The sequence below is a fragment of the Burkholderia seminalis genome, assembly GCF_001718535.1.
Lineage (GTDB): Bacteria > Pseudomonadota > Gammaproteobacteria > Burkholderiales > Burkholderiaceae > Burkholderia > Burkholderia seminalis.
Genome location: NZ_CP013398.1, coordinates 2,403,005 through 2,415,834 on the forward strand (window position 1 = coordinate 2,403,005; position 12,830 = coordinate 2,415,834).

The 12,830-nt window shown below is 69.1% G+C and carries 8 protein-coding genes; 2 read left to right on the plus strand and 6 right to left on the minus strand.

The features are described 5' to 3' along the window. Window positions 1-85 precede the first annotated feature (85 nt). The 3 genes from WJ12_RS10870 to hrpA form a co-directional block, all read right to left on the minus strand. Window positions 86-1,060, minus strand: a complete 975-nt coding sequence (locus WJ12_RS10870; RefSeq protein WP_034188963.1) for a sterol desaturase family protein — start codon at window positions 1,058-1,060, stop codon at window positions 86-88. Window positions 1,061-1,076: 16 nt separating this feature from the next. Then, entirely contained in the window at window positions 1,077-2,066 is a 990-nt protein-coding gene (locus WJ12_RS10875) for a YVTN family beta-propeller repeat protein (RefSeq protein ID WP_034188964.1), read from the minus strand. A 180-nt stretch (window positions 2,067-2,246) separates the two neighbouring features. Further along, window positions 2,247-6,452 carry an ATP-dependent RNA helicase HrpA gene (hrpA, locus tag WJ12_RS10880; RefSeq protein ID WP_059562048.1) on the minus strand — a complete coding sequence of 1,402 codons (4,206 nt, stop codon included), beginning with the start codon at window positions 6,450-6,452 and terminating at the stop codon, window positions 2,247-2,249. A gap of 23 nt (window positions 6,453-6,475) precedes the next feature. Between hrpA and argA the strand changes: the two genes are divergently transcribed. Both argA and WJ12_RS10890 read left to right on the plus strand, forming a co-directional pair. Beyond that, complete coding sequence (gene argA, locus WJ12_RS10885; RefSeq protein ID WP_034188966.1) at window positions 6,476-7,855, plus strand: amino-acid N-acetyltransferase; 1,380 nt, start codon at window positions 6,476-6,478, stop codon at window positions 7,853-7,855. 50 nt (window positions 7,856-7,905) lie between these two features. Next, entirely contained in the window at window positions 7,906-8,181 is a 276-nt protein-coding gene (locus WJ12_RS10890; RefSeq protein WP_006478357.1) for an oxidative damage protection protein, read from the plus strand. Between the two features lie 106 nt (window positions 8,182-8,287). Here the strand turns inward: WJ12_RS10890 and WJ12_RS10895 are convergent, their stop codons facing one another. The 3 genes from WJ12_RS10895 to WJ12_RS10905 all read right to left on the minus strand — a co-directional run bounded on the left by WJ12_RS10895 (window position 8,288) and on the right by WJ12_RS10905 (window position 12,763). Further along, complete coding sequence (locus WJ12_RS10895) at window positions 8,288-9,700, minus strand: MFS transporter (protein WP_059562051.1); 1,413 nt, start codon at window positions 9,698-9,700, stop codon at window positions 8,288-8,290. Window positions 9,701-9,788: 88 nt separating this feature from the next. Beyond that, window positions 9,789-11,015 (minus strand): CaiB/BaiF CoA transferase family protein, encoded by a 1,227-nt coding sequence (locus WJ12_RS10900; protein WP_059562053.1) that lies wholly within the window; start codon window positions 11,013-11,015, stop codon window positions 9,789-9,791. Next, a complete protein-coding gene (locus tag WJ12_RS10905) occupies window positions 11,012-12,763 on the minus strand; it encodes an acyl-CoA dehydrogenase family protein (RefSeq protein ID WP_059562058.1) in 1,752 nt (583 codons plus the stop codon). The genes WJ12_RS10900 and WJ12_RS10905 overlap by 4 nt, the downstream gene beginning before the upstream one ends. Between the last annotated feature and the right edge of the window lie 67 nt (window positions 12,764-12,830).

The following is a 12,830-nucleotide window of genomic DNA, read 5'->3' on the forward strand; positions in this document are numbered from 1 at the left end:
GGGGAAAGGATAAACCACACGGCCCGCATGCGCCGAAGCGCATGCGGGCCGTGTGGGAATGCCGTTCAACGGGAGCGGGATCGCGTCAGGCCGACGCCGCGCCGCGCTTCGCGGGGAACAGACGCCGGAAGATCCGCACGAACGCGAGGCCGTGCTGCGACCAGAAGCCGTCGCCGTAGGACACGCCCTCGACCTGCTCGCGGATGCCGGTCGGCTCGACCGTGCGACTCCACGACGCGGTGCCGAACATCATGTCCCACCACGGGAACAGCACGCCGAAGTTGCAGCCGTACTTGGTGCCTTCGTGACCGTAGCCGACCGCATGGTGGCGCCGATGGAAGATCGGGCTGACGAGCAGGCGCTCGCCGAGCCAGCCGAACGACAGGCGCGCATTCGTATGCTGGATGCTCTGCATGAAGTTCGTGAACGCGGTCAGCACGACGAACTGCGACGGCGTCACGCCGATCACGAGCGCGATCGCCGCGAAAAAGCACGACTGGATCACGTCGTCGAGCAGGTGGTTGCGGTCGTCGCACCACAGCGACATCTGCCGCTGGCTGTGATGGACCGCGTGCAGCTCCCACCAGATGCCGAACTTGTGCTGCCAGCGGTGATACCAGTAGCCGGCGAAGTCGAGCACGACAAGGTAGATCGCGAACGCGACGATCGGCTGCGAGGTCACGCCCGGCCACAGGTAGTCGAGATTGACGTTCGCGACGCCGTGCAGGCGCAGCCAGGACTGGAAGCTGTCGAACACCGGCTGCAGCGCGAAGAAGAAGAACAGCGTGTAGATGCCGAGCTTCGAGATCGCCGTGTAGATCACGTCGACCCGCACCGCGCGGCGGTTTTTCCAGCGTTCGACCGGCAGCAGCGCCTCGAGCGGGCGCAGCAACGCGAACATCAGCACCATCTGCAACGCGCCGATGATCACCCAGTACAGCGCGTCGTAGGTGTCCTCGTCATAGTCCATCAGGTTGAACTTGAAGAGGAGCGGCTGCACGACGTCGACGTACAGCCAGGTCTGGATGTCCGACACGAACGCATCGATCAGGTGCAGCATCGTTCGCCTCCGCCCGTCACGCGCCGTTCGCCGCCTTCCACGGCGCGCGGTCGTAGAAGTAGATGCCGTGCGGCGAGCGGCCGACGGCGATCGTCTGCACCAGCTTGCGCGACGCCAGGTCGATGATCCCGACCTTCTTCGCGAAGCGGAACGTCACCCACAGCGTCTTCTTGTCGGCGGACAGTTCCATGTCGTCGGGGCCCGGCAGCAGGCCGGTGATGTCGCCGACGTTGGTGAGGGTGTTCTCGTCGATGATGCTGATCGTGTTCGCGACGCGGTTCGTCACCGCGACGTGCGTGCCGTCGGCGAGCGAGCGGAAGTTGTGCGCGCCCTTGCCGGTGTAGATCTGCTTGACGACCTTCTGGTTGCGCCAGTCGACGACCGCGACGTAATCCGCGCCCGTCATCCCGACCAGCAGGAATTTGTCGTCCGGCGTGAGCCACAGGCCGGCCGGCACCTTGCCGACCTTCATCTTCCACTTGACCGTCTGCGTCGGCAGGTCGATCGCCGCGATCTCGCCGGACACCTGCAGCGACACGAGCAGCGTCTTGCTGTCCTTCGTGAATGCGAGGTGGCTCGGCATCACCGCGAGCGGCACGCGCTTCACGAGGTGCAGGTCGCGGCCGTCGTAACCGTAGATGTCGACGCGGTCGAGCCGCAGGCCGGCCGCCGCGAACCATTTGCGGTCCGGCGAGAAGCCGAGCTGGTAAGGATCGTCGATCCCTTCGACGGTGCGCTGCAGCTTGCCCGTCTTCGGATCGAGGAACATCAGGCTGTTCGAGACCGAATTGGCGACGATCAGCGACGCATTGTCGGGCGTCGCCATCAGGTGATGCGGCTCCTTGCCGGTCGGCATCGTGCTGACGACCTCGCGGGTCTGCTGGTCGATCAGGGAAAGCGTCGCTTCGGCCGAGTTGAGGACGATCACGTTATTCGCGTGTGCGGCGGGCGCCAGTACGGCGGCGGCCAGCGCGAGCGTGCGGCCGAGGGAAAGGAAAGTGCGCATGAAGACTCACGTCGAGGAACAACCGTCATTGTAAAACGTTCAACCGGCCGCGCCGGTTGACGGCGGTCGGTATTGCGCCACTTCGACGCACGCCGCGGCGGCCGGACGAGCCGCCGCGGCAAGCACCGTACGGCCGGCCGGGGCCATCCGCCGCGGCGGGCCCGGGACGCCGATGTTGCGCTAGCGCTGCATCGACTCCCAGACCTTGTGCAGACGCTTGACAGAGACAGGCATCGGCGTGCGCAGTTCCTGCGCGAACAGCGAAATCCGCAGTTCTTCGAGCAGCCAGCGGAATTCCGCGAGCCGCGCATCGGCGACGCCGCCGCGCTGCGACACCGCGCGCTGGTACTGCTGGACAAGCGGCAGCAGGTCGGCCGACTGCTTCGCATCGCGCGCCGGATCGGCCTTCAGCTTGTCGATGCGCAGCGCGATGCCCTTCAGGTAGCGCGGGAAATGCGCAAGCTGCGCGTAAGGCGTGTCGATCACGAAGCGCTTGCCGACCAGCGCGGCGAGCTGCTGCTGCAGGTCCGCATGGGCCTGCGCGAACGGCTTCGCCTGCGCGAGCTTCTTCACGAGCCCCGCGTATTCGGCGAGGATCTGGCCGACCAGCCGCGCGATTTCCTGCGCGAGCAGGTTCAGGCGGCTCCGGCCCTCGTCGCGGCGCGCGTGGAAGCTTGCGTCGTCGTCGGGCAGCGGGTCCTGCAGGCACGCGCGGTCGAGCGCCGTATCGATCAGCTGGTCGCGCAACTCGTCCTGCGTGCCGAGCGACATGTACTGCATCGCCATCTCGCGCAGGCCCGGCAGGTTCTTCTCGAGGAACTTGATCGGCTCCTTCAGCTGCAGCGCGAACAGCCGCCGCAAGCCGGCCCGGTGGATGCGTGCGGCCTCCTCCGGCGAATCGAACACCTCGACGTCGCAATGCGTGCCGCGGTCGACGAGCGCCGGGTAGCCGTACAGCGTCTGGCCGCGCCGGCGGATTTCCAGCAGCTCGGGCAGCTTGCCGAAATTCCACGTCGTCAGGTTCTCGTACAGCGCCGTCGCGCCGGCTTCCGCCGGCGCGGCCGTCTGCGGCGCCGCGCCCTTGCCTGCCTTCGCGTTACGGCCGGCGGCACCGGCCGTGGCCGCCGCCGGCGCCTGGCCGACCGGCTGGCCCGCATCGACATCGCCGCCCGTCGCGATCGTCGACGCCGCCGCGATCTTCTGGAACTGCTGCTGCGCCTGCGCGCCGAGCTCCTGGCGAAGCTGCGCGAGATTGCGCCCCATCGCCAGCTGGCGGCCGTGCTCGTCGATCACCTTGAAATTCATGAACAGGTGCGCGGGCAGCGTCTCGAGCTTGAAGTCGGCCGTCTTCATCGCGACCTGCGTCTCGCCGCGCACGTCGGCGATCAGCGCCTCGACGAGCCCGCCCGCGCCGAAGCGCTCGCGCCCCATCCGCTCGACGAAGCCGGCCGCGTATTCGGGCAGCGGCACGCAGTGCCGGCGCAGCTTCTGCGGCAGCGACTTCAGCAGCAGCTGCACCTTTTCCTTCAGCATCCCCGGCACGAGCCACTCGCAGCGGCGCGCATCGACCTGGTTCAGCGCGTACAGCGGCACCGCGAGCGTCACGCCGTCGCGCGGCGTGCCGGGCTCGAAGTGGTACGTGAGGGCCATCTCGACGCCGGCCATCGTCGCGCGCTTCGGGAACAGCTCGGTCGTCACGCCGGCCGCCTCGTGGCGCATCAGGTCGTCGCGCGACAGGTACAGCAGCCGCAGCTTGTCCTCGGGCTGGCCGCCCTTCTTCACTTCGTCGCGATACCAGCGCTCGAACGCCGCGCCCGTGTGGATCCCCTCGGGAATCGCCTGGTCGTAGAACGCGTAGATCAGCTCGTCGTCGACCAGCACGTCCTGACGGCGCGACTTGTGCTCGAGCTGCTCGATGTCGGCGAGCAGCTTGCGGTTGTGCGCGAAGAACGCGAGCTTCGTGTCGAACTCGCCTTCGACCAGCGCACCACGGATGAACAGCTCGCGGGCACGCGCCGGATCCTGCTTGCCGAACGCGACGCGCCGGCGGTGGTAGATCGGCAGCCCGTACAGCGTCGCGCGCTCGTACGCGCTGACCTGCGCCGGGCGCTTTTCCCAGTGCGGCTCCGACAGCGATTTCTTCAGCAGGTGCGCGCCGATTTTCTCGACCCATTCGGGCTCGATCTTCGCGAGGCAGCGCGCGTACAGCCGGCTCGTCTCGACAAGCTCGGCCGCCATCACCCAGCGGCCGGCCTTCTTCGCGAGCGCGGAGCCCGGCCACAGGTAGAACTTGATGCCGCGCGCGCCGAGATAGTGCGGATCGTCGTCGGCCTTCAGGCCGAGGTTGCCGAGCAGCCCCGTCAACAGGGCCAGATGGACCTGTTCGTAGGTCGCCTCGACTTCGTTCAGGCGCCAGCCGTGCTCGCGCACGACGGTCAGCAACTGCGAATGGACGTCGCGCCATTCGCGCAGCCGCAGGTGCGACAGGAAATTCTGGCGGCACGCGTCGACGAGCTGGCGGTTCGACTTCTTGTGCGCGACGGCCTCTTCGAACCATGCCCAGATCTTCAGCCACTGCAGGAATTCGGAACGCTCGTCGGCAAACCGGCGGTGCGCCTGGTCGGCCTGCTCCTGCGCGTCGATCGGCCGGTCGCGCGGGTCCTGCACGGACAGCGCGCTCGCGATGATCAGCACCTCGCGCAGCGACTGCTGGTCGCGCGCGGCGAGAATCATCCGGCCGACGCGCGGATCGAGCGGCAGCCGCGCGAGTTCGCGGCCGAGCGGCGTCAGCGCGTTGTCGTCGTCGACCGCGCCGAGCTCGTTGAGCAACTGGTAGCCGTCCGCGATCGCGCGGCCGGGCGGCGGTTCGAGGAACGGGAACGATTCGATCGCCGTCAGGTGCAGCGACTTCATCCGCAGGATCACCGACGCGAGCGACGAGCGCAGGATTTCCGGATCGGTGAAGCGCGCGCGCGCCTGGTAGTCGCTTTCCTCGTACAAGCGGATGCAGACGCCGTCGGCCACGCGGCCGCAACGGCCCGCGCGCTGGTTCGCGGCCGCCTGCGAGATCGACTCGACCTGCAGCTGCTCGACCTTGTTCCGGTACGAATAGCGCTTCACGCGCGCGAGGCCGGTGTCGACCACGTAGCGGATGCCCGGCACCGTCAGCGAGGTTTCGGCGACGTTGGTCGCCAGCACGATCCGGCGGGCGTTCGACGCCTTGAACACCTTGTCCTGGTCGGCCGCCGACAGCCGCGCGAACAGCGGCAGGATCTCGGTGTGCGGCGGATGGTGCTTGCGCAGCGCCTCGGCCGCCTCGCGGATCTCGCGCTCGCCGGGCAGGAACACCAGCACGTCGCCGGGGCCCTCGCGGCACAGCTCGTCGACCGCGTCGACGATCGCGTCCATCAGGTCGCGCTCGGCTTCGCGCGCGGTCTTCACCCGGTCGCGGCCGCCCGTGCCTTCGGCATGCTTCACGGCCGGGCGATCCTCGGCCACCGGGCGGTAACGCATCTCGACCGGATACAGCCGCCCGCTCACCTCGATCACGGGCGCCGGGCGCTCGTCGGTGCCGAAATGGCGCGCGAAGCGATCGGCGTCGATCGTCGCGGACGTGACGATCAGCTTCAGGTCCGGCCGCCTCGGCAAGATTTCCTTCAGGTAGCCGAGCAGGAAATCGATGTTCAGGCTGCGCTCGTGCGCCTCGTCGATGATCAGCGTGTCGTACGCCTTCAGCAGCGGGTCGGTCTGCGTCTCGGCGAGCAGGATGCCGTCCGTCATCAGCTTCACGGACGCGCCCGGCGCGAGATTGTCGGTAAAGCGCACCTTGTAGCCGACCACCTCGCCGAACGGCGTGCCGAGTTCCTCGGCGATCCGGCGACCGGTCGACGACGCGGCGAGCCGGCGCGGCTGGGTATGGCCGATCAGGCCCGTGCCGCCGGCGCCGAGGCCGCGGCCGAGATCGAGACAGATCTTCGGCAACTGCGTGGTCTTGCCCGAACCCGTTTCGCCGCAGACGATGACGACCTGATGACCGGCGATCGCGCGCGCGATTTCGTCGCGCTTGCCCGACACGGGCAGGCTTTCGGGGTACGTGATCGGCGGGACGGGATTCGGCGCGACGACCGCTCGCGGCGGACGCTCGCGGCGCGGGACGCGCTCGCCCGATGCCTGCGGTACGCCCTTCGCGGCCGGCTGGCGCGCGTCGCCGCGCCGTTCGTCGCCGCGCGGCCCGCGCGGTGCGTGTGCCGGCGGGGCCGCCGGCTGGTCCTGCTGCTGGCGCGGCGGCTGGCCCTGCTGCCCGCGTGCGTCGACCGCACCATCCGGGTGCCTGGCCGACGGCGTATTGGCCCGCGTCGGCGCGGGACTTTTAGAAACATTCGACATGGGGGCGCATTATAATCCCGCCCATGAATTCCCAAACCGACCTCCCCCCCGCCCAGACCAGCGCCGCGACGCCGCCGGCCGCCGACGATTCGGCCGCCAGCCACGCGCAATTCGTCGACTGGATGCGCTCCGTCGCGCCCTATATCCACAAGTTCCGCAACAGCACGTTCGTCGTGGGGTTCGGCGGCGAGGTGGTGCAGCAGGGGCTGCTGAACGCGCTCGTCTCCGACATCGCGCTGCTGCAGGCGATGGGCATCCAGATCGTGCTCGTGCACGGCTCGCGCCCGCAGGTCGAGGAGCAGTTGAGCCTGCACGGTGTCGAATCCGAGTTTTCGCACGGCCTGCGCATCACCGATGCGCGCGCGCTCGAATCCGCGAAGGAAGCGGCCGGCGAAGTGCGTCTCGACATCGAGGCCGCGATCAGCCAGGGTCTGCCGAACTCGCCGATGGCGCACGCGCACATCAGCGTCGTGTCGGGCAACTTCGTCACGGCACGGCCGGTGGGGATTCTCGACGGGGTCGATTTCGCGCATACGGGCATCGTGCGCAAGATCGACGCCGAATCGATCCGTCATTCGCTCGCGAGCCGCAAGCTCGTGCTGCTGTCGCCGCTCGGTTTCTCGCCGACCGGCGAGGCGTTCAACCTGTCGATGGAAGACGTCGCGTCGGCGGCCGCGATCGCGCTGCGCGCCGACAAGATCATCTTCCTGACCGAAGCGCCGGGCATCGTCGACGACGAAGGCGGGCTGATCCGCGAAATGTCGCTCGACGCGGCGGCCGAGCTGCTCGATTCCGGCAACATCCAGGGCGACGACGCGTTCTTCCTGAAGCACTCGATCCGCGCGTGCCGCGGCGGCGTGACGCGGGCGCACCTGATTCCGCAATCGCTCGACGGCAGCATGCTGCTCGAACTGTTCCTGCACGACGGCGTCGGCACGATGATCTCGTACGAGAACCTCGAAAGCCTGCGCGAGGCGACGCCGGACGACGTCGGCGGCATCCTGTCGCTGATCGAGCCGCTCGAGACCGACGGCACGCTGGTGCGACGCGGCCGCCACCAGATCGAACGCGACATCGACCACTTCTCGGTGATCGAGCACGATGGCGTGCTGTTCGGCTGCGCGGCGCTGTACCCGTACCAGCAGGAGAAGATCGGCGAGATGGCTTGCCTGACGGTCGCGCCGGAAGCGCAGGGCTCGGGCGACGGCGAACGCCTGCTCAAGCGCATCGAGCAGCGCGCCCGCGCGCGCGGCCTCACGCACATCTTCGTGCTCACGACGCGCACCGAGCACTGGTTCCTCAAGCGCGGCTTCGTCAAGGTCAGTGTCGACGACCTGCCGGAAGACCGTCGCAAACTCTATAACTGGCAGCGCAAGTCGCTCGTGCTGATGAAGCAGCTCTGAGCGCAGGCACGACTGCCCTCCCCCCAGTTCGATTACAGGAGAAGTACACGATGGCTCGAATGATCCAATGCGCGAAGCTCGGCAAGGAAGCCGAAGGCCTCGATTTCCCGCCGCTGCCGGGCGAACTCGGCAAGCGCATTTACGAGAGCGTCTCGAAGGAAGCATGGCAGGGCTGGCTCAAGCAGCAGACGATGCTGATCAACGAAAACCGCCTGAACATGGCCGACCCGCGTGCGCGCCAGTACCTGATGAAGCAGACCGAAAAATACTTCTTCGGCGACGGCGCGGACCAGGCGTCCGGCTACGTGCCGCCGACGGAAGGCTGATGACGTGACGCGCGGCGCCGGCAGCGCGGCCACATGATCCGACGAACAACGGCACCGTGTCCCGCACGGTGCCGTTTTTCTTTCGGGCGCATGCGCCCGGCGTGCGTCAACCCGCCGGTTTCAGCGTGCCGCCGTCGCCCGGCTGTTGCGCGCCGCCGCTCGCGCTGTCGGCGCTGCCGCCTTCGGTGCCCCATTCCGCCGCATCGCTGCGTTCGGCCGTCGACAGTTCGTCGGCGCGATAGCCGGTGCGGTTCAGCAACGCCAGCATGCAGACGAGCGACACGAGCGCGTAGAGCCCCGATGCGACCGCGACGCCGACGATGCTGCCCGTCGCGTTGAGGATCGCCTGCGCGAGCACCGGCGTGCCGCCGCCGACGACCAGCGCGCTCAACTGGTACGCGAGCGACAGGCCCGTATAGCGGATGTTCGCCGGAAACACGCGCGCGAGCACGCCGCCGACCGCGCCGTAGAACATCGCCGACGGAATCGTCGAGATGCACATGCCCGCGACGGCGACCCCGTACGAACGCGTCGCGAGCGCATGGAACATCACCGGCATCAGCACGATTTCCGGAATCAGGATCCAGCACATCGCGCGCCGCATGTCGACCTTCGACACGAACCATGCGCCGACCGGCTGCATCAGGAACTGCACGACGAGCGAGATCGACAGGATGCCGAGGAACGTGCCCTGCGCGTAGCCGAGCTCCTTCGTCGCCCACGACAGCGCGAACGTGCTGCGGAAATACGTGACGTTGATCACGGGCAAGGTGCCGGCCGCGAGCAGCACGACCACCCAGTGATCGCGCACGACGTCGCGCAGCGGCAGCTTCACCGTGCGCTTGCGCGCGAGCACGCGCTGCATGTCGGCCGATTCCTCGAGCTTCAGCCGGATCACCATGCCGATGATCACGAGCACGGCCGACAGCAGGAACGGAATGCGCCAGCCCCACGTCAGGAACGACGGCGTCGGCAGCGCGCTCAGCGCGAAGAACGCGGCGGTGGCGAGCAGGTTGCCGGTGGGCGAGCCCTGCTGCGCGAACGCCGCATACAGGATGCTGCGGTGCTTCGGCGCGTTTTCGCTCGCGATCAGCACCGCGCCGCCCCACTCGCCGCCGACCGCGATGCCCTGCAGCACCCGCAGCACGACGAGGCCGGCCGGCGCCCAGACGCCGATCTGCGCATAGCCGGGCAGCAGGCCGATGCCGGTCGTCGCCAGACCCATCATCACCAGCGTGATCACGAGTGCGGTCTTGCGGCCGACGCGATCGCCGAGATGCCCGAACACGATGCCGCCGAGCGGCCGCGCGGCGAAACCGGCCCAGAACGTGACGAACGCGAGCAGCGTCGCGACGCCCGGGTCCATCGTGCTCGCGAAGAACACCTTGCCGAACACGAGCGCCGCGGCCGTGCCGTAGATGTAGAAGTCGTACCACTCGATCGTGGTGCCGACGAACGCCGCGAAGGCGGCGCGGCCAGGCCGCGGCAGCGCGGCGCTCGGGGATTGCGGACGGCTCATCGATGTCTCCTGTTGGGTGATCGGGGGCGCGACTCGCGCGCGCCTTTCCCGGGTGGCCGGCATCGCGCCGCCGGCCGGCGGCGTGATGTCAGCCGGGCGCCGGGTCCGGCGCCGTTTTCAGCACGCCGGCGTCGAGCAGTTGCTGCTGAAGCGCACGATCGACGCCGAGCCGGTCGAGCACCGCGCGCGTGTCGCGGCCAAGCGCGGGCGGTGCCGACCGATAGGTGGCCGGCGTGCGCGACAGCTTCACCGGCGACGCCGTGCCGCGATACGCGCCGATTTCGACGAACAGGTTACGGTGCAGCGCATGCGGATCGTGCGCGACCTCGGCCACCGTCCGCACCGGCCCGCACGGCACGCCGGCCGCCATCAGGTCGCGCGCGAGCGGCTCGCACGCGTGCGCGGCGAGCCGCGCTTCCAGTTCGGCCTTCAGCGCGGGCCGGTGCGCGCAGCGGCTGCGGTTATCGACGAAGCGCGCGTCGCCCGCGAGCGCCGGCGCACCGAGATGCGCGACGAGCCGCGCGAACTGCCGGTCGTTGCCGACCGCGAGGAAGATCGGCACGGTCGCCGTGCGGTAGCTGTCGTAGGGCGCGATGTTCGGATGCGCGTTGCCGCTGCGCTCCGGCACGCGCCCGGAGCCGAAGAAGTTCGGCAGGTGCGGATGCAGCAGCGATACACCGCAGTCGTACAGCGCGATGTCGATCGACTGCCCCTGCCCGCTTTTCTCGCGCTCCGCGAGTGCGAGCAGGATGCCGGCGAGCGCGTTGAGCCCCGTGACCATGTCGACGATCGGCAGGCCGATGCGCGTCGCGTCGCCGTCGCGCTCGCCGTTGACGCTCATCAGCCCGGCCATCGCCTGGATCACCGCGTCGTAGCCGGGCAGCCCGCCGAGCGGGCCGTCGTCGCCGAAGCCCGTCACCGCGCAATGGATCAGGCGCGGAAAGCGCGGCTGCAGGTCGCGCGCATAGTCCATCCCCCAGCGCGCGAGCGTGCCGGGCTTGAAGTTCTCGACCAGCACGTCGGCCTCTTCCAGCAGGCGCCACAGGATCGCGCGCCCTTCGTCGCGCGACAGGTCGAGCGCCAGCCCTTCCTTGTTGCGGTTGACGCCCATGAAGTACCAGGCCGTGTCGCCGAGGAACGGCGGCCCCCAGCCGCGTGTTTCGTCGCCGGCGGGCGGCTCGATCTTGACCACCGTCGCACCGTGGTCGGCGAGCGCCTGCGTGCAGTACGGGCCGCCGAGCACACGACTCAGGTCGACGACTTTCAGGCCGTCCAGCGCACCGCGTGACGCGCGCGTTACGTTCGTTGCGCTCATCGTTCGACCTCCGGCAGCAGGTCGAGCGCCGTGTCGAGCGCAACCGGCGTGCCGCGCAGCAACGCATCGAACGCGGCCGACTCGTCGTCGCGCAACGCCGGCGCGAGCGGATCGACCGGCAGCAGCTTGTGGCGCACGAGCAGGTGCGCGAGCGCGAGACGCCGGAAATCCGGCGCGAGCCGCACGCCCTCGCAGGCCATCAGCACGGCCGCGCTCGCGTAGTACAGCGCGGACGCGGCCTGCCGCACGTGCGCGTCGTCGCCGTCCGCCGCGACTCGCGCCAGTGCATCGCATGCGCGCGCGAGGATGCGCCGCAGCGCCGCGCGGCTCGCGTCGGGCAGCGGTGCCGCGCCGAGCCGGTCGCCGAGGAACGCGCGCAGCGCGTCGAGTGCGTGCTCGCGCTGCGCGGCCCGCGCAACGTCCAGCGCGACGATGTTGCTCGTGCCTTCCCAGATCGAGCCGAGATGCGCATCGCGCACGAGCCGTGCATCGCTCCATTCCTCGATGTAGCCGGTGCCGCCGCGCACTTCCATCGCGTCGCCCGTCACGCGGCGCGCATCGCGGCACGCGCGGAACTTGATCAGCGGCGTCAGGATCCGCACGCAGCGCGCGGCCTGCTCGTCACCGGCGTCGGCGTGCGGCAGCAGCAACGCGATCTGCATGAACATCGCGCGGGCAGCCTCGGCCGGCAGCAGCATTTTCATCAGCTGGCGCTGCATCAGCGGCATCTCGATCAGCTTGCGGCCGAACGCCTCGCGATGCGCGGCGACGTGCAGCGCCTCGTTCAGCGCGCGCCGCATCAGCCCCGCCGCGCGCACGCCGTTCGACAGCCGCGACATGTTGATCATGTCGGCCATCTGGTGAAAGCCGCGGCCGATCTCGCCGATCAGCCAGGCCTGCGCACCGTCGAGCACGATCTCGCCGCTCGCCATCGAACGGCTGCCGAGCTTGTCCTTCAGGCGCACGATCCGGTAGCGGTTGCGCGTGCCGTCGGGCAGCGTCTTCGGCAGCAGGAACAGCGCGAGGCCCTTGATGCCGTCCGGCGCGCCGTCGGGCCGCGCGAGCACCATCGCGAGGTCGGCATCCGCGTTCGAGCAGAACCACTTGTCGCCGGTCAGGCGCCAGACGGTCCCGCCGTGCGCGTCCGTCTCGCGCGCGGCGCGCGTCGCGATCCGCGCGACGTCGGAGCCGGCCGCCTGCTCGGTCATGAACATCGCCCCCTGGTACAGCGTGTCGAAGTCGCGCGACGCGAGCATCGGCAGATAACGCGCGACGAGCGCCGGATCGCCGAAGCGGCGCAGCGTGCGCGTCAGCGAGTCGGTCATGCTGACCGGGCAGCACAGCCCGAACTCCGCCTGCACGAACAGGAACGTCAGCGCGTACTTGACGAGCGGCGGCACGGATTGCGCCCCGTGGCTCATCGACGCGAGCCCGAGCTCCGCATACGCAACGCGTTCGAGCGCGACATACGCGGGATCCTTGTCGATCCGCTGCACGGCCTCGCCGCGCCGGTTGCGATGCTCGAGCACGGGCGGATGCTTGTCCGCGCGCGATGCCCATTCGTCGAGTTCGCCGGACACGCGTGCCCCGAGCGCGCGCAGTTGCGGCTCGAGTTCGGCATAGTGCGCATCGCCGAGGTGCAGCTTCAGCAACGCGCCGAGGTCGGTGTCGGCGGTGAAGAAATTGATGCCCCGGCTGTCGGGGATGTTGGATGTGCCGGGGTCCGGCGCGCCAGCGGTGTCGTTCATGCGAGTTGTCTCCTGAGTTGCCTGCGCGTTGATCCGGCCGGCCGGGCGCCGCCGCCCGCTGCCGGCT